Here is a 23,972-nt window from a genome sequence, read left to right on the forward strand (position 1 = left end):
ACATGGGAGAGAAGCAGACCTATGATCTGTCTCATGGGCAGAAGCGGTTCTGGGTTCAGTCCCAACTGGACGCTCAGAGCAGCGCCTTTAACCAATCGGTAGCCGTTCGGATCAGACAAGCCGTGAATACCGCGTATTTACAGCAGGCCCTCCATATCATCGTTGAAAGGCATTTTATCCTTCGTACAGTGATTACAGTGGTCGAGGGTGTGCCGAAGCAAGTGGTGCTGGAGCAAATGACCTTAAGCGTGCCTGTCTCGGATGTGTCGGACAGAGGGGAAGAAACAGTGTGGGCAGAGGTGCAAAAAGAAATACAGACCATGATGGATCAGCCTTTTGATCTGGAGCAAAGTCCGTTATGGCGGGCACGGATCTATAAACTGGCGGAAGATGACTATATTTTTCATATTTGTATGCATCACATGATTGAAGACGGTTGGTCTATGGATCTGTTTTTCCAGGAACTATTCCATATTTATCAGGCGTTGGAGCAAGGAACAAGCCTCCGTTTGCCAGATTTGCCAATTCAGTATATTGATTATGCACACTGGCAAAATCAGCAGGTGCTTACCGGAAAATTAAACTCACAGGAGCAATACTGGAAATCCCGATTGAATGGCGAATTACCAAGTCTTCAATTACCACTGGATTTCCCGCGTCCAACCGTCCGGAATGCTCCGGCAGCAGTAGAAAAGGTCACTCTGGATGCGGAATTATGCGCGGGCTTGGAGCAGTTGAATCGTAGGTACGGAACCACCATGTTTATGTCGATCGTGGCCAGTCTGAATGTGTTATTGGCTCGACTAACTCAGCAGGAGGACATTATTATCGGTACTCCTGTGGCGGGGCGGAATCAAAAGCAGGTGCGCAATCTGATCGGTTTTTTTGTAAACACGCTTGTGCTTCGGAATCGACTTTCACGTGACATTTCTTTTTCCCAATTGTTACAGCAAGTCAAAGATGAATGCGCAGGAGCATATGCCCATCAGGACTATCCTTTTGATCAGCTATTGCAGGTATTGAACCGTCCGCGTCGCTTGAATCGTGCTCCGCTGTTTGACGTTCTGATTAATTTTGCAGCTGGGTCTAAAAGTGAAGAGAACTTCGGGGGAATCCCGATGGAGCGAATCAAGCTAGGGAATGGTGCGGAAGCGAATGAATTTGACTGGACTGTGATTGTCGAGTCGGTGAACGACGAAATGGTCATCTCACTCAGCTATGGAACGGATCTATTTACACCTTCAACGATGCGCAGGATTGGAGCATACTTTCGTAATATTATTGCAGGTGCCATTCAGGAGCCGGAGCAGCCCGTTTGGAAAATGGACTATATCGGGGTAGAGGAACGGACCGAAATGAACCGCATTAATGATACACAGAAGACGTATCCGGCTGGAGTCACAATTACATCCTGTATCCAGGAGCAGGTTGCTCGTGCCCCTCATGCAGTTGGTGTCGTGGACGGTAGCAAAGCGGTGACCTATGAGGAAGTGCACCTTCGTTCCAACCAATTGGGCCAATTGTTTAGCCGTTATGGAGTTCGTCCCAACTCGCTGGTTGCCATAATGGGAGATCGGGATGTACCATTGCTCACCGCTATTTTGGGGATTATGAAGGCAGGCGGGGCCTATGTGCCCATTGATCCCGATTATCCGCAATCACGAATAGAGTATATGCTCAACGACAGCTCGTGCCGCGTGCTTGTTACGGATACACGCTATTTCGGGCGGATGTTAAACCATTTGCCTGCCAGCATTGAAACCGTCATTTGTCTGGATGAAACGGTATGGGGAGAATCGGAGTGGATCGTTAGGCTGCGTGAGGTGCGAGGACATGAAGCTTCATTTATTCCTGTTAAGGTGCAAGACATCCCCGTTCATGATCTAGGTTTGGAAAACATTCCAGGCGAGGATGATCTCGCTTATATCATGTACACATCCGGCTCGACGGGACAGCCCAAAGGGGTGATGATGACCCATAAAGCTGTGCTGAATACATTATTTTGGCTGCAGGATACCTTTGCTCTGGGGGCAGACGATGTCATCGCACAGAAGACGTCTACCAGCTTCACAGACTCGGTGTGGGAATGGTTCTGGCCGCTGATGGTGGGAGCCAAATTAACCATTGTACCCACTGATATCGTCAAGGACCCTGCACAGCTATATCCATTTATGAAGCGGGAAAAGGTAACAGTCACTCAATTTGTTCCCGCGCTTATGAGTGTTTTCTTAAGTGCTGTACGCAGTGCGGGAGAAGCTCATCCATTGCCCAATTTAAAGTGGATTTTTAACGGGGGCGAAGCACTTCCGGTGAACGTCGTGCAGGAATGGTATTCCCTTTTTTGCACAGCTAAAATCGCCAATCTGTACGGCATGACGGAATCGGCTATCTATGCGACCCAGCATATCATTCAGCGCAAGCCAGATGAAGGTACATTACGTATTCCGCTGGGATTTCCGATTGCGAATACTCGTGTGTATGTGCTGGATCAGGACGGACAGCTTGCTGGGTACCATGTTCAAGGCGAAATTTGTATCGGCGGGACAGGACTCGCGAGCGGATATTGGGGCAAGCCGGATTTGACAGCCAAGGCCTTTACTACGCATCCGTTGACTGGAGAACGGCTCTATCGGACAGGAGACTTGGGCTGTCAGACGCCGGACGGACAATTCCAGTATTTTGGGCGTAAGGACGACCAGGTTCAGGTACGTGGATTTCGCGTCGAAATGAAAGAGGTTGAGCAGGCGCTGGTCAGTCTTCCATGTATTCGTGAGGCAGCAGTGATTGCGCATATTGAGGAAACCGGAACCGGATTGATTGGATACTACACATTGCAGTCGTCCGAAATAACGGCAGAAGAGGTGCGCGAATATCTAAAGGAACGGCTTCCAGACTATATGGTTCCCGGTTTGTTGGTCCCGCTCGAAGCTATGCCTTTGACCCCTCACGGTAAAATCGACCGTAAGCATATGCCGGAGCCTGAGGGAAGAAGTCTCGCTGGAACAGAATATGTACCCCCAAGAGACGATATGGAGCAAGAATTGTCCGCCATTTGGGGAGAAATTTTGGATATAGCGCAAGTGGGTGTACAGGACCCCTTTTTTGCGTTGGGTGGACATTCGCTCAAGATGGCAAAAATGATTTACCGGATTCAGGAGCGCTTGCAAGTGAATGTGACGTTCAAAGAACTTTTTGACCATCAAACGATTCGTGAGCTGGCAGATTTACTTCGTCAGAAGACCTCTGTTCATGCGGCTTCTATCGAACCGTTGCCTGAGCAGGAATATTACCCCGTTTCTGCCGCTCAAAGACGATTATATGTACTGCATCAGCTGGAAGGAGAAAGCTTGAGTAATCACGTGTTCACTGGCTGGCAATTGGAGGGTGTGATCCAACGAGAGCAGCTTGAGCGTATTTTTCATACATTATTACTCCGCCATGAGGTGTTTCGGACGGGGTTTACCTTGCTGGAGGGTGAGGTAGTACAACGGATTCACACAGACGTGGCTTGGAAAATGGAATATACCGAAGGGGCGGCAGCTGATATGCCGCGAATTCAGCAATCGTTTTTACGTCCGTTTGATTTGCAACAGCCCCCGCTTTTACGAGTAATGCTCGTTCGACTAGCGGGGCAGAGCCACGTGCTGCTGCTGGATGTACATCATATTATTTTTGATGGTATATCTGCGACAGTGCTTATTGATGAGTTTATCTCCCTAATGGAAGGAAGCCATCTGGAGATACCGCGCATTCAGTATAAAGATTTTACTGCATGGCAGCATACACAGCTCAGCGGGGAACATCTGAAAGAACAGGAAGCATACTGGGTGGGATTGTTCGATGAGCAGCACACTGGACAGGAAGTCCCGCTTCTGAATCTGCCAGGAGATTATCCAAGACCAAAACAGCGGAGCTTTGCTGGAGGCTCGTTAGAATTTAGCCTTCCTTCAGCAAGTGCAACAAGCTTGCGAGAGCTGGCCATGGAGAGTGGCGCCACGTTATTTATGGTTTTGCTTGCAGCATACAATGTATTTTTGTCCCGCTACAGTGGGCAGGAGGACATCGTGGTCGGTACGCCAGTAGCCGGAAGATCACATGTTCAGCTGGAACGGATGCTCGGTATGTTTGTGAATACACTTGCGTTACGAAATGCTCCCGTACAGGAAAAGACCTTCCGGCAGTTTTTGAACGAGGTTAGAGACAATGCATTGAACGCGTTTGAACATCAGGACTACCCCTTTGATATGCTTGTCAATCGCTTGCATCTTCAACGGGATTTAAGCCGCAATCCGCTGTTTGACACCATGTTTCGGCTGCAAAACTTTATGGATGTCAGCAGGGAGGTACCAGGGCTACAAGTAAAGCCTTATCCACTGGAAAGCTCTTTTGCTTCATTTGATTTGATGCTGACCGTCGTGGAGCCGATCGCCCAGAATGAAGGCGATGATGGACAGGCTGGTCTGCATTGTACCTTTGAATACAGCTCGGAACTGTTCAGCGAGCAGACTGTTCGCCAGATGGCGCAGCATTTCATTGAATTGGCGGCTCAACTGGCTTCACAGCCAGACCGTCCTCTATATGCTGCCAGCCTGCTGACTTCTGCGGAGCAATCGCATATTCTTGTCGCTCGCAATGCGACTGAGTTTGCGCTTCCGGCTGACAAGCTGATGCATCATCTGTTTGAAGAGCAGGCTGCACGGATACCGGATGCCATAGCGGTAGAATGTGGGGACCGCCGTATAACCTATGGTGAGCTCGATATGCTGTCCAATCAGATGGCGAGAACCTTGCGTAGCAAAGGAGCGGGCGTGAATACGGTGGTTGCCTTGCTGCTAGAACGATCAGTAGATTTGCTGATAGGGATGCTCGGGATCTTAAAGGCAGGAGCCGCCTATTTGCCGATCGACCCCGATTATCCTGCGGCCCGCATTGCCTACATGCTGGAAGAGAGCGGAGCGAAATGGCTTATAAGTCGGGACACGTTACTGAAAGGACTTGATTTTAGAGGCGAAGTCATCTCATTGAATGATGAGAATATATATCGACAGGATGGAAAAAGGCTGGAGATTACACAACCGGGACCCAATGACTTGGCGTATATGATTTTCACCTCAGGCTCGACTGGAAACCCGAAAGGCGTGATGATCCGTCAGGAAGCTATCGTTAACCTGATCTATGGGATTACCGAGCGTATTCCGTTTGCTGAAGGACAGACCTTCTTTTCGGTAACGACAGCCGCGTTTGATATTTTTGTATTGGAAACGTTGCTGCCTTTGGCGAAGGGGCTACGGGTGGTGTTATCTACGGGAGAAGAGCAGGCTAATGCTGAACTGCTCCTGGAAGCTATTCGCCGAACAGGCCCGCATTTGCTGCAAATGACACCTTCGCGGCTCCAGCTTTTGCTTATGCACCCGGCAGCCCAAGAGGGTCTGCACACATTGCAGATCATGATGGTGGGAGGCGAGGCTTTACCACAGTCGCTGCTACGTCAGGCACAGGATATGACGACTGCACGCATATTTAACATGTACGGCCCAACTGAAACTACAGTCTGGTCAACTGTGCAGGAGCTTACCCAGCAGGAGCGAGTGACCGTGGGTACGCCGATAACGAACACACAAGTATATATCCTGGATGGTCAGCTTCAGCCTGTACCTGATCTTGTAGCGGGTGATCTCTGGATTGGAGGCAAAGGGCTGTCAGCCGGTTATGACAAGCGCCCTGAACTGACAGCGGAGAAGTTCAAAGCTAATCCGTTCCGATTCGGTGAGCGAATGTTTAAGACTGGAGATCTGGCGCGATGGATGCATCAGGGCGAGCTTGAAGTATTGGGCCGGATGGATGATCAGGTCAAAGTCCGCGGCTACCGGGTAGAGCTAGGGGAAATTGAACAAGCGCTGCTGGCTCATCCCAGCGTTCGGGAAGCTGCAGTCATTCAGGACAAATCGGATGAACAGGGGAGCAGCCCTCTTTGTGCCTATTGGATAGGCGAACAGACTTTATCGGTGAGTGAGCTGCGTAATCATTTGCTTGCCCGACTGCCGGAATATATGATTCCGTCGCATTTTATTATGTTGTCGGAGATGCCTTTAACGCCGAATGGAAAAATAAACCGTCGAATGCTGCCTAAGCCGGATCATAACCGCCCTCTTCTCGAAGTGGAATATGCGTCACCTGCTACAGAGGTGGAATTGCAGGTCAGCCGGATTTGGGAAGAAGTATTGCACAGAAGCGAACTTGGCATCCACGATAATTTCTTTGAGCTGGGGGGCAATTCGGTTTTGCTCATTCAAATGAATGTTCGTCTCCAGCAAATCTATCCAGGGAAAATCAATGTGGCGGACTGCTTCGCCTATCCGACGATTGCGAGACTTTCCGATTTTCTGGAACAGCAGCAAAAAGAACAAGCATGGACAGATGCAGAACAAGAACGCTATGAGCGTCAGGAGTACTACTGGCGTCGTTATTTGGTCGAACCGTTACCTTCTATTCCGTGGAATGAAGCGATGCGAGCAGCTGGAGGGGCAGATGGTCAGGCTACGTTCACTTTTACCTTACCTACTGACCTGCTGACCGTGTTGCAGAAAGCCGTTTGGCGTCAGGATTTTGCCCTATCAGACTTGCTACTGGCCGTTTATACGTATGTATTGTCACAAATGACAGGTCAGCCTGAGCTTATAGTGCTTATCGGGGAAGGACACCTATATCCCAATAAACCATCAATGCAACGTGAACCTTCTGTTTACACGGCTGTACAGCCTACCGGGGAGAGCTTGTATCCACTGCGTGTACGATTGATGGAAAATGATGATTTTAGCGTCCTGTGCAAAGAGGTTGCGAGTCATCGCCAAAAAGCGAAAGAGACAGATCTTTACCCGATCCCCGTCATGTTGCCGAATGGGGCAGGAAACGCCGATCCATCTGCTTTTCACCCTTGTGTGTTTTTGAATCACACGCCATCGGGACATGAAGTGACCCAACAATTGGACTGGGTGATTTATATGGATGTGCGTGCAGAGCAGGTACGGTTCCTGTGCGAATATCAAGCTGGAAAACTAAACAAGACTTGGGCGGAACAATTGATGAAGGCCTATGTCCACGTCCTGCACAAGATTGCTGACCTACTATAAGGAGGATGGAACGATGAAAAAATTAGGTTTTTTATTCCCGGGACAAGGCTCCCAATATGTAGGCATGGGTCAAAGCTTATACGATGAATATTCAGTAGCGAGAGAGACCTTTGAAGAGGCCGAAGAAGCACTGGGGTTTGATCTGAAGTCCCTATGTTTCACAGGTTCCATGGATGAGTTGACTCAGACCGCTAATGCGCAGCCCGCCATTTTGACCGTGAGCATTGCTGCTTATCGTGTACTGATGCAGGAATTGAAGCTTGCGCCATCCCTGGTAGCGGGTCACAGTCTGGGAGAATTTTCGGCATTGGTGAGTACAGGGGCGCTTGCTTTTTCGGATGCGGTGAAAATAGTACGTCAGCGAGGTATTCTGATGCAGGAAGCCGTCGCCCCTGGGGCAGGAGCGATGCTGGCGGTAGTCGGGAGTCATGAGCGTGAGGTGGAGGAGGTGTGCCAACAAGCCTCTTCAGGTGGTGTGTCGGTCGGCATTGCAAATTATAATTCCTCCGAGCAGCTTGTTATTTCGGGCCATACTCCGGCGCTGGAAAAGGCCGAAGAGGAATTAAACCGAAGAGGAATCAAAACGATTCGTCTCAAGGTGGGCTTTCCGTTCCATACGAATTTAATGCGGAGCGCTGCGGGCAAGTTTCGGGATGAGCTGGAGAGATATGATTATGGCCGTTTTCAATGGCCTGTGCTCTCTAATGTTACAGCGACACCCTATACGGATCGTCGTTATATCATATCTAACCTAACGTCGCAGATGGCCCAGCCTGTGCAATGGTATAAAAGCGTTCAATACATGTTGAATCAGGGCGTGAATCATTTTATAGAAATCGGTCCCAAAACTGTGCTGAGAAATTTAATGACAGGTATCACTTCCACAGCTCAATCCTTTGCCTTTGAGCATCCCTCCGGTCTGGAGTTGCTACGGAATGCTGATATGGAGTACAAGCCGGATGGGTTGGGGCTTGTGACCTCCTGCATTGCGATTGCTGTTTCAACCCAAAATCGGAACTGGAACAATGATGAATATGAGCAGGGTGTAGTTGTTCCATATAAAGAATTGCAAAACATGCGCGAACAATTGATCGCGACCGGGACCGAGCCGACGATTGAACAAATGCAGCAAGCTCTGGACAAGCTAAAGTCCATTTTTGAAACTAAATTAACGCCTGCGGAACAACGGGCTGAGCGGTTTGAGCAAATTTTCAGCAATACGCATACACGCGAATTATTTCCCGCGTTTCAGGTCAGCTAATTGCAGCGAACATGAGGAACGGAAGGGGGTACGATGATGACCAAAACAGGATTCAATCTGGCGGCTCTTCAATTTAGTGAACAAGATTTTCTGGATGCAGGTCCGATCGCGGTCAATGAGCTGCGAGATTCGGATATTGCAGTCATCGGAATGAGCTGCAAAATTGCCGAAAGTGAAAATGCAGCTCAGTTTTGGGAGCTTCTGCGGGCGGGGCAGGACGCTATACGTCCTTTTCCTGCCAGTCGCAAAAAGGAGCTGGAGAGTCTCTTCCAAGTCGGACTGTTGAATGAACAAACGGCACTAAATGAAGGTGGGTTTTTGGATGAGATCGACAAGTTTGATTATCCCTTTTTTCAACTTTCTCCAGCAGAAGCACGGTTAATGGACCCGAACCAGCGGTTATTTTTGGAGTCTGCTTGGACTGCGATCGAAGATGCGGGATATGGGGGCAACAAGCTCTCTGGTAGCCGGACGGGAGTCTATGTGGGCTACAGTAGTGATTTTGGCGAGGAGTACAAGCGTTTTGTAGCAGAAATGGCGCCTTCCTTAGCTTCCTCAGCGATTCCAGGCAATATCCATTCTATGATTGCCAGTCGAATTGCCTATCTATTGGACTTAAAAGGACCCAGTCTGTTGGTGGATACAGCATGTTCTTCTTCTCTGGTAGCTATTCACCTGGCCTGTCGGGATTTGCGGCACGGGGATTGCGATACGGCGATTGCTGGGGGAGTAAAAGTTACACTCGTGCCCGTAAAAGAGGGGAAGGGCGGGGGGCTGGGGGTAGGCTCCTCGGATGACCGGACGAGAACATTCGATAGCATTTCGGATGGCACAGGCGGGGGAGAAGGTGTAGCTGCTGTTCTGCTCAAGCCCTTGAAGCGGGCCATTCAGGATCACGATCATATTTATGCTGTCATTAAAGGAAGTGCTGTGAACAATGACGGGACTTCCGCCGGGATTACGGCGCCCAATTCGCTGGCCGGAGAGGATGTCATTGTACGGGCCTGGAAGGATGCTGGGATTGACCCGGATACCATTACATATATCGAAGCTCACGGGACAGGCACCAAACTGGGTGACCCAGTAGAGATTGATGGTATACGGAGAGCTTTTCGGCAGTATACCGACCGGAAGCAATTTTGTGCCATAGGCTCAGTCAAAACTAATGTGGGTCACTTGGATAACAGTGCGGGAATCACGGGCTTTTTGAAAGCAGTACTTGCTTTGAAGCATGCAGAAATCCCGGCGAGCCTGCATTTCACCTGTCCGAACCCGGACATCAGCTTTATTGATTCACCTGTATATGTGAACGATAATCTGCAACCTTGGCCTAAGGAGAATTTTCCGCGACGCTGCGGAGTAAGCTCCTTCGGTCTAAGCGGTACGAACTGCCATGTCGTTCTGGAGGAAGCCCCGGCTTGGGCTGACATGCAGGACGGTGGTCAGTTGGGACAGGGAACCGCAGAGACGATTCAGCTTTTTACGTTGTCTGCCAAAAATGAAACCGTGCTTGCAGCCTATGTGAAGCAATATCAGCAATATGTCACAGAACCCCAAGCCTATCCGTTACGCGATCTTTGTTACACCGCCAATACGGGACGGGGGCACCATAGCTATCGTTTGGCGATTTTATGCCGGGACTGGAATGATCTGGGGGCAAAACTGGATCAGATTCAGACCTCTGCCTTCGGCTTCAGCGGACAAGCACAACAAGGAGAGCTTATACCGGGCGTATATTTTGGGCGTCATAAGGTGGTATCTGCCCAAAAGGAAAAAGAAGCGGGTGAGCTTACGCTGGAGGAAGCCAGAAGTCTGACAGCTGCAGCCCAAGAGAAACTGACCCAGTCTCCAATCGAATTTCACACCCTGAATTCTCTGTGCCGTATGTATGTTGAGGGGGCAGATGTGGAATGGGAGAGGTTATATGAAGGCAAAGCTTGCCACAGACGAAGCATTCCCACCTATCCTTTTGAACCTAAGCGATGCTGGGTGGAAGTAGAGGAAAAAGCTATAGCCTCGCAAGCTTCCCAAGTTCGTAAATTCACAGAGTTGGAAAAAATGCACCCGCTTTTGGATCGTTGTTTGGCAGAAACCGAGGGACAGGATATTTATCTGACACGCTTCTCTGTGGGGAGTCATTGGGTACTAAGCGAGCACAAGATAATGGAAAGCTGTATTGTACCGGGAACCACTTATCTGGAAATGGTTAGAGCAGGGCTGGAAAAATACAAGCGTCCAGGCAAGGTGCTGGAACTGTATGACGTTCAGTTTATTTCTCCGCTCATTTTGGAAGTAGAGGAAGAAAGAGAAGTACACACCATTTTGCAACGGGAAGGTGAGACGTTTTCGTTTAAGGTGATAAGCCGAACGGGACTCTCAGCTCAGCCGTGGGAACAGCAATGGGTAAGGCATGCACAGGGGCAGGCGATGTTTGTACAGGCTAGCCACCCTGTTATGAGTCTGGGCGATATTCGAACTGAATGTAACGACCAGGAAGTAGTAGTGGGCGAAAATCATGCTGAAGCAGCCGCCGCCTTTTCATTCGGACCGCGATGGGAGACATTGCGGACGATTGCAATTGGAACAGACCAAGTGCTGGCTAGACTGGAGCTGCCCGCAGCCTATCATATGGACTTGAACCAATACGTGCTCCATCCGGCTTTGTTGGATGTGGCAGTCGGGGTAGCAAGCCAGAGCTTGGGAAATGGTCTGTTCTTGCCATTTTCATATCAAAAGCTGCGTATTTACGACTCACTCCCACAGCATTTTTACAGCTATCTGCGTAAAAAAAGCAAGGTTAGAGAAAGTGGAGAAATTTTAACGGTAGATGTGCTCATTCTGGATGCTGAAGGTCAGGTACTGGTGGAAATTGAAGACTATGCTGTCAAACGAGTGCACGAGGCGGATTTCAAACGAAATCGGTACACAGAACATCATAAATATCATCAGCTTGTGTGGAAAAAGAAAGAACAGGCATATGCCGGGCATGAAGCAGACACAGCAACCCGAACCACAAATAATTCGGTATTCTCCGCACCGCTGGAAACGATTTTATTATTCACAGATAACCGTCCGATCGGTGTAACGCTGCGTGGACAGTTGGCCCAAGAAGGGTATGATGTGGTCGAAGTAAAGCGGGGAGTCAGCTTCGCTAAACTGTCAGACCATGCTTACTTTTCTAATGGTACCGAGGAAGATCATATACACCTGTTGACAGAGGTGCGATGCCGGAACGCTAAGAAACTGATATATCTCTGGAGCGGGCAGTCTATGGTTCAGCTATTTCATCTGGCCAAGGCAATCACACAGACCAAGCCTGCTGTTCAGGAACTGACAGTGATCGCTGAGCAGGCTTATCAAGTGAACGGATTGGAAAATGAATTAAAGCCGGAACATGCGGGCTTGTTTGGACTGGCCCGGGTCATCGGTCAGGAATATCCCGATTTGACTTGCCGTTGTCTTGATATAGATACGAACACCCGGATTTCCGACATCACTCACTCCTTATGGCACGGAAATGATGATACATTTCTGACCGCTTGGCGTAACGGAGAACGTTATGTAGAGCAAATTGAGCCCGTGGATTTGACGGAAAGTAAGGCTGACCCGATTACGATCAGACCGCAGGGAGTCTATGTTATTACTGGTGGTACTGGCGGGCTGGGGTTGGCAGTCGGCCAATGGCTTGCTACGAAAGGGAAGGTCACGCTGGGATTACTGGGTCGCACACCATTGCCACCCAAAGAGCAATGGGAAACCATTGCATACGCAGATTCGAACATCAGTCCAAACTTTAGGCAGAGTTCAAAGCCAAATATGAATACAAGAATGCTGAATACGATTACCGCCTTGCTGGAATTGGAGCGGCAGGGAGCTCAGGTAGAATATTATGCTGTCGATGTAGCTGACGAGGCGGCTATGAAGCAAGCCATGAATGAATTTCGCCACAAGTATGGGGCTATTCACGGCATCATCCATGCTGCGGGTGTGGCAGGAGACGGTTATATGGCGCTCAAGAGTCAGGACCGCTTCAACGAGGTATTGGCTCCCAAGATAACAGGCACACATGTGCTTGACCGAATTACAGCTTCGGATACACTGGACTTTTTTATTCTTTTTTCATCCGTCACTTCGCTGACGGGTGGACCAGGACAAAGCGACTATACGGCGGCCAATGCTTATCTGGATGCCTTTGCCGAGTGGCGGAATCAATCCGGCCATCGCACACTTTCCATAAACTGGGCTCCTTGGCAGGAAACCGGGATGGCTTTTGAGCACAAGGTTGATTTCCAGGAGAGCTTATTCCATGCTCTGTCCACACAAGAAGGACTGGCCGCTCTTGAACAATTATTGCTTCATCCCGTTTCGCGTGTCATTGTGGGTGGCTTGCACTATGCTCAGGTGGCCGCACTCGATTCTACTGCCATTCCTTTCGGCTTATCTCATGAAATGCGCGCTATTTTGGAACGTCATCGTCGGCTTCTACATAATCATGCGGTCATGTCATCCGATGCTGTGCGTCGTCCTGTACAGCTGCATGGTCGAGGGACAGGAGAATACAGCTCATCGGAAAAGGTGATCGCGAGCATATGGGCGGATGTGCTGGGGCTTGATGAACTGAACATCTATGACAGCTTTTATGAGCTGGGAGGAGACTCCCTGATTGCCAGTAAAATGGTGGGGCAGATGAATCAGAGCTTGTCTACAAAAGTGGATATCAGCGATATTTTCAATTATATGACGGTCCACGAATTAGCCCTGTATACGGATGGAGAAGCGAAGCAGCCCCTTCTGGCAGAAACGGAGCTGCCTTCACCCCGATCAGCCGGCTCAAATCTGATTATTCGTCCGCCGCAACAACGCGAGGTGTATCCTGCTTCATCGACACAGCGTCGATTTTATATGATGCGTCAGATGGCAGGGCACAGTACTTTGAACAACCTATGCAGTGCGATGACCATCACGGGTGATCTGGATCATCATCGGTTGGAGGAAGCCATATATGCGGTGATTCGGCGTCACAGTTCTCTGCGCACCGCTTATGAACTGCGGGATAACGAACTGGTACAGATCGTGTATCCAGAGGTAGATTTTTCGCTGGAATATAGTGAAGGGGATGGGCGCGAGTTGGAGGCGTATGTGGACGAATTTATCCGTCCCTTTGATCTGAATTGCGCGCCGCTTTTAAAGGCAAAGCTGGTCCAGCTGGAGGAGAATGTTCACCTCTTTTTGTGTGATGTTGACCATATTGCAGCCGATGGAGCCTCAATTGGTATTTTATTAAGTGAAATGATACAGGGCTATTCGGGATATGATCTATCGCAACTGCCTATGCAATATACCGATTTTATACTTTGGCAAAATCAGCGTCTGGACAGTGCCGAGATGAAAAAGCAGGAGGAATACTGGCTGGACGTATTTAAGGGAACGCTGCCTGTACTTGATTTGCCTACAGATGAGCCGCGGGCCGCGCAAATGAGCAATGCCGGGGATGTTTATACATTTGAGCTAAGCGAGGAACTAACAGCTTTGGCAAAAGAAACAGCGGTACAGCACGGGGTTACGCTTTTTATGCTTCTGTACGCTGTTTATAGTACATTATTGGCAAAATATGCGAATCAGGAAGATATCATCATTGGCACGCCAAGCGCAGGCCGTCAATCCGAAGAGACTCAGCACATGATTGGGCTGTTCATCAATACACTGGCCCTGCGGACTGTACCATCCGAAGATAAGCCGTTCTCGACCTATTTGCAGGAGGTTAAGAAACATGCGCTTGAAGCATATAAGCATGAGGATTATCCCTTTGAAATGCTGCTGAATCAGCTTGACGTGCCGCGAGACCGGAGCCGAAATCCGCTATTTGATGTTCAGTTTATTTCCCAGAACTTTAAGGGGGAACCGATGAGCATCGACGGGCTTTGCTTTACTCCGTTGGAAGCTAAAATGGAGGCTGTACAAGTTGATCTAACGGTCATATGGCTTGAAAATGAAGGCAGGCTGCGTTTTCACTTTGAATATGCGACCCAATTGTTCAAGGAAGAGACCATACGTCGACTTGCCACTTATTACGAAAATCTTTTACAAGAAGTCGTTGCGGATGCTACACGCCCGATTGGCCTCATTTCCATGAATCATGCGGAAGAAAAGCAGCGATCCCTGTACGAGTGGAATCAAACCCAGGTGGATTATCCGCAGGAAAAGCTGGTTCACCAGTGGTTTGAAGAACAGGCTGAACAGCACCCTGATCGGATTGCTGCCGTTTATGGGCAGCATTCACTGACATACAGACAATTGAATACTAGAGCGAATCAGCTAGCGCGGCACTTGCTTGCCTATCAGTTGGCACCAGACCAAGCTGTTGGTATTTTGGTCCCCCGTTCGCTGGATATGCTGACCAGCATGCTTGCTGTACTTAAAGCAGGAGCAGCCTATGTCCCTATGGACCCGGAACATCCGACGGAGCGGGTGGCCTACATGATGGAGGACAGTGGCGCAACTGTGCTCCTAACTTCTGTGGAAAGTGTCAGCATAACCTCACTTCGTTTTACAGGGGCTGTCGTTGATGTAAGTGATCCGGCCTTGTACAGCGGAGATGCGGATAATATAGCTTTGGCGGGCAAGGAGCTTCTGGCCTCTCACCATCTGGCGTATATTTTGTACACGTCGGGATCATCCGGTAAGCCCAAAGGTGTGATGGTAGAGCACAGAAATGTAACGAATTATATCACGGCTTTTCAGCATGAGTTCCATTTAACGGCTGAAGATGTGGTGCTCCAGCAGGCAGCCATTACCTTTGATGCATCCGTGGAGGAAATATACCCTACATTGGCAGCAGGGGGAACGCTGGCTATGGTTTCTCAGGATGAACTGAAGGACATCCAATTGCTCAATCAGTTCATTCGCCAGCAGCAAGTGACCGTGGTCAGTGCCTCGCCATTTATTTTGAATGAGCTGAATCAACTGCCCCCTTTCCCGCATATTCGTGTTTATATTAGCGGTGGGGATGTGCTGAAAAGTGAATATGTTACCCAGTTGTTGCGCTCCGCAAAGGTCTACAATACGTACGGACCGACAGAAGCGACCGTCTGTGCGACCTATTATCGTGTGCCGGATACTCCAGATGTTCATCCGCTGCCTATCGGACGACCTGTTGCCAATGCTGCGGTATACATCATGAATCGCAGGGGTACGGATGTTATGCCTATCGGGGTACCCGGTGAAATCTGTATTTCAGGTCGAGGGGTTACACGCGGCTACATGAACCGCCCCGAACTGACGGAACAGCAGTTTGTAGCAAACCCATGGATACCAGGCGAGCGTATGTACAAAACGGGTGATCTGGGCAGATACCTCGAAGATGGGCAAATTCAATTTTTAGGAAGAAAAGATCAGCAGGTTAAAGTACGGGGCTACCGTATCGAAGCGGGCGAGATTGAAAAATCGTTGCTCCAGCACCCGCATATACAGGATGGGGTTGTGCTGGTGCAGGAAGTTCTACCAGGTATGCAAGAGCTATGCGCCTACATCGTGACGGATCAGGAGTTATCGGTGGCAGAACTGAAGGCCCATCTGTCGGCAACCTTGCCTGATTATATGATTCCGTCTTACTTTGTTCGAGTCGATGAAATCCCGTTAACACACCATGGAAAAATCGATCGTCATGCTTTACCCCAGGTAAATGAAAGCATCAAGGTCGGTACGACCTATGTACAGCCAGCTACACTTTTAGAAGAGCGTCTGGTTGAGCTTTGGTCGGAAATCCTGCACCGGGAGCAGATTGGTACACAGGATGATTTTTTCCTGCTGGGTGGACAATCCTTACTGGCAACCAAGCTGGTCTATCTTATTAATCAAGAATGGAATGTAAGTCTGTCGCTGCGTGATTTCTTCCGGGCAGGCACGGTTCAAGGGTTAGCGAAATGGATCGAGGAAATTCAATCGGGTCGTGAACATGGAATAGTAGTGGAACAAAACGGATTAATTAAGCCCTTTAATCTCCGACAAAAGCCGTTGTTCCGCATTCAGGTTATTCATCAGCCCGCAAACCATCATTTGCTGTTCATTGATATGCATCATATTATTACGGACGGTCTTTCCCAAGAAATTATCGTCGAGGAATTTGCTCGTTTATACGGTGGTATGAACTTGCCGGAATTGATGATCCAGTATAAAGACTACGCTGTGTGGCAACGTGAATTTATGAACAGTGCGGAATTCCGGCAGCAGGAGCAGTTTTGGCTGGAGCTTTTTCAAGGGGAAATTACAGAACTGCAATTGCCTACGGATTATTCACGCCCCGATGAGAGAAGAGGTGAGGGACGAGCCGTTCATTTTGAGCTGGATCAGGAATGGACGTGGAGATTAAAACGCTTTGCCCTGCAACAAAATGCCACAGTATTTATGGTTTTATTGGCGGTCTACAACCTATTGCTGGCCAAAGCCAGCGGGCAGGAAGATATTATCGTCGGTATTCCGGTATCCGGCAGAACCCATGCGAGTCTGAGTCCCCTGGTGGGTATGTTCGTCAATACGTTAGCCCTTCGCAACACGCCGAATAAGGACATGACGGTGCAGGAATTTTTAATACAGGTCAAGGAACATTCTCTTCAGGCTTTTGAGCATCAGGACTATCCATTTGAGCAACTGGTTGAGAAGCTGAATTTGGCTGGTCGAACAAGCCGTAATCCGCTGTTCGATACCATGTTTGCAATATTGAACGAGTCTTCCCGTACCATCGTGGAATTACCTGGCCTGAAATTGACCCCATGTGATGAGGTGGAATATACAGGAGCACAATTTGATTTAACATTTACCGCAGCCATGACCGACCAGCATATCGAATGTATCCTTCAATACGATGTAGATCTCTTTACTGAGGAGACGGTTGAACGCTTGAGCCGGGAATATCTTCAAATTTTACGTTCGATCCTTATCAATCCACAGCAAAAGATTGGAGAACTTCGAATAGAAGAGGTGGCTGTTAACCCGAATGAGCATTACCAAGAGAAAGAGCTTGAGCCCGCAGGTATCCATAAGGAAGAGGGCTGGACGAATGAGCTTGCGGTTGCACTTTCGGATTCGGTGAGTGAGGCAGAATGGAAGACGCTCGTCCACGATTTCAACCAGACAGAGATGGATATGGGATCTATAAAGCTATTGCATCAATACTTTGAGGATCAAGCAAGTCGTAACCCTGAACAGGTCGCTCTCATTTCCGGTCAACAGCAGATCAGCTACCAGGAAATGAATCGGCGGGCGAATCTGGTCGCACATACTTTACTAGACTCCGGCACCCAGCCAGAGCAAGTAGTAGCTATAGTTATGGAGCGCTCGCCGGAAATGATTGTTGCTTTGTTAGGCGTGTTAAAAGCAGGGGCGGCATATCTTCCCATCCATCCAGCCGATCCGAAGGAACGGATTCGCTATATCCTGGAAGACGCTGGTGCCGAGTGGATTCTGACCCATCAGCGCTGCCATGCCAACTGGATGGATGAAGAAATTCAGCAGGTCATCGATGTTGATTTATTGTGTCAGGATCAGCAAGAACGCGGTAATCCAGAGCTTGCCATTCAGCCTGATCATCTGGCCTATGTCATCTTTACCTCCGGCTCAACCGGGCAGCCCAAAGGGGTAATGGTGGAACACCACGCCTTTAGTTCACGAGTGGTATGGCTGGCACAACAGCTTGAATTAAGTGAGCAGGACACAGTGCTGCAAAAAGCATCCTATACCTTTGATGGTTCCATCGTCGAACTGTTCAGCTGGTTTATGGGCGGAGGACGATTGGTATTACTGGAGGCTGGTGCAGAAACGGATACCCGTCAAATGCTGGATACCATTCACCTGCATCAGGTTACGGTGGCTTTCTTCATTCCTACTGTGCTGCAGATGTTTTTGTCAGAGCTTTCAGTCGAGGATACGCTTCAGGCAGCCACTTTGCGTTGGGTCATGTCAGGGGGCGAACCGTTAGGCCAGGAGCAAGTGCGAAACTTTAATCTAAAGTTCCCGGAGGCAAAATTACTAAATCTGTATGGACCTACGGAAGCCAGTGTGTTTGCAACAGCCTATACGTGTACATCTGTATCCCCGGAAGGTCCGATTTCCATCGGACGACCCGTGGGCAATACTCGGGCCTATATCCTAAACCAGAAGCTGGCATTGGTAGGTTTGGGACAGGTAGGAGAGCTTTGTCTGGGTGGTTGCCATCTGGCACGCGGGTATGTACATCTGGATGAACTTACGGCAGAGCGTTTTATCCCCAATCCTTTTGTACCTGGTGAGCGAATCTATCGTACAGGCGATCTTGCCCGTATGCTGCCTAGCGGCGAGATTGTTTACTTGGGACGGTCGGATCAAATGGTGAAAATCGGGGGCTACCGAATTGAGACGGGCGAGATTGAAACAGCTCTTTTGCAAAATCCGGCGATTCAACAGGCAGCCGTGCTGGATTGGATAGATGAGCAGAGCAACAAGTATTTGTGCGCTTATCTGGTTGTGCAAAGCGACTGTACCGTTCGAGATTTAAGGGCATTTTTGCTGGAACGATTGCCGGAATATATGATCCCTTTACGTTTTATGAGGGTCGAGAACATGCCCCTTGGTTCAAGCGGAAAGCTGGACCGTAAGGCGTTAGATGCCTTGGGGATAGAGCTGCCTTCCGGCAAAGAGCTTACACCGCCACGTAACGAAATGGAACGGAAGCTGGTCCTGTTGTGGGCGGACATTTTCAAAACAGGTGCAGTAGGTATAGATGATCATTTCTTTGAGTTCGGTGGAGACTCGTTGCTGGCTCACCAGTTTATTTTGCGTGTGCGTCAAACGTTGGCCATTGAGATGACTTTAAAAGATCTTTTTGCAGCTCCGACCATTCGACAACTTTCGGATCTCATAAGCTCCAGAAGAATTGAATACCATCACGAGGTTGAAGAGACGGTCTGTTCCTTGATTCCTGCCGCCGCTCCGAGTGCCTATTATCCGGCCTCATCTGCTCAAATGCGTCTTTTTATGATGCACGAGCTGAATCCAGAGGATCTGAGTTACAACCTACCAGGCGCTATTATGCTGGAAGGAGAGCTGGACATCGCCAAACTTCAAGAAGCCTTCCAAGCGCTTATTCAGCGTCATGAAGCTTTTAGGACGACATTTGATGTGATCAACGGTGAAATTATCCAGCAGATTCATGAATCTGTTCCATTAAATATTGAATTTTTTAAAACAGAGGAAACGGAGATTAGCAACATACTTCGGGGCGCTGGAAAGCTAATAAAGGAAGTCGTCCCTGTACAGCAGCATGCACTGTCATCGGTAAAAGTAGAGAAAAAAGAACGCCGACGGAGGGAGATTTAGCATCATGCATTATGAAGGATATGAAACATCTTCGGCGCAAAAGCGGCTATATCTGATAGATGATCTTCTCGGACCTAACATCATCTATAACATGCCCAGCATTCGAATGATTAAAGGCCCGCTGAAGCAGGAGCGATTGTACAGGGCATGGTGTAGGCTGACAGAACGTCATGAGGGCTTGCGAACATCGTTCCTACAAAAGGACGGTGAGGTTTTGCAACTCGTCCATGAATCCATTGACGTATCCATCCCTTATAGAGAACATTCGGGTCAGAGTACGGATAAGCTTGTTAACGAGTTTATCCGTCCATTCAGCCTGCATGAAGTCCCTCTATGGCGGGCTGAGCTAGTACCCTTGGCTGATGAGGAGCTCCTGTTCCTGTTTGATATCCACCATATCATTGCAGACGCGGTAACCATCAACATTATATTTGAAGAGCTGATGGCTCTGTATCACGGGCAGGAGCTTGCTCCATTGGAGTTTCAGTATGTTGATTATACGATCTGGCAAAACGATCAATTAAGCGACATTCATATTCAGAAGCAGGGTGAATTTTGGTTGAACCAATTTACAGAAGATGTCCCGCTGCTGTCGTTGCCTACGGATGGAAAAGGGCTAAGATCCGATTACAGCGGCGGGGTTGTACCGTTTTCTATTAAAGCTGATACAGCTCACTCCTTGCGGGCATTATGCTTGCAGCACAATGTTACGTTGTATATGGTTCTACTCGCCGCATACAGCATCCTTCTATCCAAATATGCCGGGCAGGAGGATCTGGTCATCGGAACACCTGTCGCTGGAAGAACTCATTCAGAGTTTGAAGGGATTGTGGGCATGTTCGTGAACACGCTCGCCTTGCGCCAGAAGCCGCTGGGAAGCATGCGGTTCTCTGTTTTTCTGGAAGAAGTGGCAGACCGAACCTTCGCTGCTTTTGATCATCAGGATTATCCCTTTGATATGCTGGTGGAGCAGGTCAATCCTGAACGAATCAGCGGCCGCAATCCCTTATTTGATGCATGCTTTGTATTGGAAAATGTACCGCAGCCTGTCGTGCCTGCAACAGAGGTCACGTTTTCTCCTTATAGCTTTGAGCATAAAATCTCAAAATTTGATATCACCTTGTATGCATACGAAATGCAGGAGGGTATAGGGCTGGAATTGGAATATCGCAAAGCGTTGTTTAAGGAGGAAAGCGCCAGCCGCATGCTGCGACATTTTGCCAGAATTGTCGAGATCATTGGCGAACAACCCGATATTCGGATTGAAGATATTGATATGGTTACAGAAGAGGAACGCACTGTTCTCCTTCATACTTTTAATCAGACCAGCAGCAAAAATGCATATGAAAAAAAAATTGCATGGAGTACCCATCCATCGTCTGTTCGAACAGCAAGTGATACGGACGCCTGACCATCCAGCTGTGAACTGGAAAGAAAAGCAACTGACGTATGAGGAATTAAATGAACGTGCTAATCAATTAGCTCGGGTTTTACGGCAAAAGGGGGTTCAGGCTGAGGATGTAGTTGGAATTTTAGCTACGCCTGCGCTGGAAATGATTGTCGGTATATTGGCTATTTTGAAGGCGGGGGCTGCTTATTTGCCGATTGATCCGCTCTACCCGGATGAACGGATTCAATACCTTTTACAGGATAGCCAGGCGAAAATATGCCTTCTACCAACTGCCAGCACCAGACGTTTTCCTCAGGCGGAAACGCTGCTGCTCACAGACCCGAGTCTATATACGGGAGAGTCCTGTAATCTGGAGGACAACAATCAGGCGTGCAATGTGATGTACATTATTTATACTTCAGGGTCAACAGGACAACCGAAAGGCGTAATGATTGAACATCAATCCTTTGCCCGCCTGGTACTGGAGCCGGGACCGCTGAAGATTACGCCAGAGGATCGAATATTGCAGACGTGTTCCCTGGCCTTTGATGTGTCGGTTTATGAATTGTGGGGAACGCTGCTGAGTGGAGCAACCTTGTATCTCATTGAAAAAGAAGAGCTTTTATCTGCCGACATACTCGGAATGAGGATGGCACAGTATCAAATCACCATGGCATGGTTTACAGCCCCGCTTCTAAATCAGCTGATTGATGATAAACCATCCATCTTCACCGGACTTCGTCTGATCATGACTGGAGGAGATGCCTTGTCTCCACAGCATATGAAGCTCCTTCGTGCCGCACAGCCGGATTTAACGATTGTGAATGCGTACGGCCCTTCGGAGAATACAATTTTTACGTCGTTTCATACGATTCAAGAAGACTATGACCATAACGTGCCGATTGGCAAGCCTGTCGCCAACACGCAGGTCTATATCTTGAACGCGTCCAATCAACTACAGCCCATTGGTGTGCCGGGTGAGCTGTGTATTGGCGGTGAAGGACTAGCACGTGGCTATTTGGCTCGTGAGGAATTAACGGCATCCAAATTTGTTACTCATCCCTGGTTGCCGGAAGAGCGAATGTACCGTTCCGGAGATTGCGCCCGCTGGCTGGCTGATGGAACGCTTGAATTTTTGGGTCGCATGGACCACCAGGTCAAAATTCGGGGCTTCCGTATTGAAACTGGCGAGATTGAGGCTCGGCTTGCGCACATCGAGGGGATTCAGGAAGCAGTCGTTCTTGTTCGCCAACACAACGATGGGATCAAATACCTCTGTGCTTACTTTGTCTCCGATGTAGAAATGTCACAGGCGGAAGTTCGACTGGAGCTCGCTACGTATTTGCCGGATTACATGATTCCTGCCTGTTTGATTCGGCTTCCTCGTTTGCCACTGAATGTGAATGGCAAAGTGGATCGGAATGCTCTGCCGGAGCCTGATCTTGAAGCACTGCGGGAAAATGAATATGTCCCTCCTTGTAATGAACTGGAACAGGAGCTGGTTCGCATCTGGTCGATGGTTCTGCCCTCGAACCTACCCATGGATCGCATCGGGGTAATGGACAATTTCTTCACCCTGGGAGGGAGCTCGCTCAAGGCTACCAAGCTGGTTTCATTGGTTTTGCGTGAGCTGGGAATCGACCTGCCGCTTACCAAATTATTTACTTACCCTACCATTCGTCAACTGGCAGATGCATTGAATGGAAGGGCGAAAAGTGAGTTTCCGGCCAGAGCAGATACGCTAGTCCTTTTAAAGCCAGGTACATCGCAGGATAAGCACCTTTTTTTCATTCATGATGGGAGCTTGGATGTCAGTTGCTACATGGAATTGGTAAACGAACTTACGGCTACATGGAATTATTGGGGCATAAAAATGGATGCTTCGATTCTTGCTAGAAATAAAACAGCTGGAATGAAAGAAGCCGCACATCGGTATGTAGATCAAATCAAAAGTATTCAAGAGAAAGGTCCTTATTATGTTGCCGGGTGGAGTATGGGGGGAACGATTGCTTTTGAAATGACCCGCCAATTGGAAGAGCAGGAAGAACGTGTTGAGCTCTTGGCAATTCTAGACACACTGCCACCTTTGAAGTACGGCAAGGAAGATCACTGGGACCGTCATATTCAAGAGCTGGAAAGAATGGAAGAGACTTTGGATTTATCGCTGTGGAAGCGAGCATTTCCAGCCAGTGTACTGCCCTTGCTGCCTGAATTCCATGAGTTGGGACGGAATGAATTACTAGAACGCTTTAAAAGCGTAAATCATTGGGTAAAAATGCAGCATATTTACCGGCCAGATCGAGTTGTAACAGCCCCTGTATGTTTGTTTATTTCAGAACATACCTGGGAATTAGGATATAAAGGATGGGAAATGTATTGTAGGGGGGAAATGTATACCCATAAAGTGCCTGGCGATCATTTTTCCATCGTAAAAGGCGCTCAAGCCGTATCTGTAGGTTTGGTACTGAATACATTTTTGAGGTAAAAACATGCTCCTGCCTGAAGGTTGAGGACCACAGGCAGGAGCTTTTATTTGATATGAACGTGTGAGTTGATTTGTAATATTAATTAACATGGTGTATAAAAACATATGGTAATGTATGAAAAAACCCCTTGTCTGCTTCCAGATTTTATAGTAAAGTATCCAATAATCAACTTTGTATGAAACTAATATTCACTACCTGTGAGTATTTATCACACATTCTCCATGACCTAACACAATCCTCTTCCTTTTTATGATATTACATCTATTCCACTACCCTACTGCATCTCTAACACCACTAGATTATAAATGCTTTCTGTGCCTGTATCCTTCAAAAAAAGCCTGTCCATAACCTACATA

5 protein-coding genes are annotated in these 23,972 nt (G+C 48.6%); all 5 read left to right on the forward strand.

Annotated features, from left to right (window positions below; all coding sequences use genetic code 11):
• Window positions 1-2: 2 nt before the first annotated feature.
• The 5 genes from C400_RS0106825 to C400_RS0106845 are packed head-to-tail and all read left to right on the forward strand — an operon-like array spanning window position 3 to window position 23,615.
• Entirely contained in the window at window positions 3-7,130 is a 7,128-nt protein-coding gene (locus C400_RS0106825; RefSeq protein WP_017426439.1) for a non-ribosomal peptide synthetase, read from the forward strand.
• Window positions 7,131-7,143: 13 nt separating this feature from the next.
• Window positions 7,144-8,391: an ACP S-malonyltransferase gene (fabD, locus tag C400_RS0106830; RefSeq protein ID WP_017426440.1), complete on the forward strand. Its 1,248-nt coding sequence runs from the start codon at window positions 7,144-7,146 to the stop codon at window positions 8,389-8,391.
• A 36-nt stretch (window positions 8,392-8,427) separates the two neighbouring features.
• Complete coding sequence (locus C400_RS0106835) at window positions 8,428-19,740, forward strand: non-ribosomal peptide synthetase (RefSeq protein WP_017426441.1); 11,313 nt, start codon at window positions 8,428-8,430, stop codon at window positions 19,738-19,740.
• Between the two features lie 4 nt (window positions 19,741-19,744).
• The gene (locus C400_RS0106840; protein WP_020480161.1) at window positions 19,745-21,151 is read left to right on the forward strand and encodes a condensation domain-containing protein; all 1,407 of its coding nucleotides are present in this window, start codon (window positions 19,745-19,747) and stop codon (window positions 21,149-21,151) included.
• Entirely contained in the window at window positions 21,084-23,615 is a 2,532-nt protein-coding gene (locus tag C400_RS0106845) for a non-ribosomal peptide synthetase (RefSeq protein ID WP_017426442.1), read from the forward strand. Before C400_RS0106840 ends, C400_RS0106845 begins: the two co-directional genes overlap by 68 nt.
• Window positions 23,616-23,972 lie beyond the last annotated feature (357 nt).

Origin of the sequence: Paenibacillus sp. ICGEB2008, from assembly GCF_000307675.1 — a bacterium.
Classification (GTDB): Bacteria; Bacillota; Bacilli; order Paenibacillales; family Paenibacillaceae; genus Paenibacillus; species Paenibacillus polymyxa.

What these genes read in the sequence shown, in the direction of transcription:
- C400_RS0106840 (WP_020480161.1), top strand. Translation starts at nt 19,745, where the DNA reads ATGCATTATGAAGGATATGAAACATCTTCGGCGCAAAAGCGGCTATAT.
- C400_RS0106825 (WP_017426439.1), top strand. Translation starts at nt 3, where the DNA reads ATGGGAGAGAAGCAGACCTATGATCTGTCTCATGGGCAGAAGCGGTTC.
- C400_RS0106835 (WP_017426441.1), top strand. Translation starts at nt 8,428, where the DNA reads ATGACCAAAACAGGATTCAATCTGGCGGCTCTTCAATTTAGTGAACAA.
- C400_RS0106845 (WP_017426442.1), top strand. Translation starts at nt 21,084, where the DNA reads ATGAAAAAAAAATTGCATGGAGTACCCATCCATCGTCTGTTCGAACAG.
- fabD (WP_017426440.1), top strand. Translation starts at nt 7,144, where the DNA reads ATGAAAAAATTAGGTTTTTTATTCCCGGGACAAGGCTCCCAATATGTA.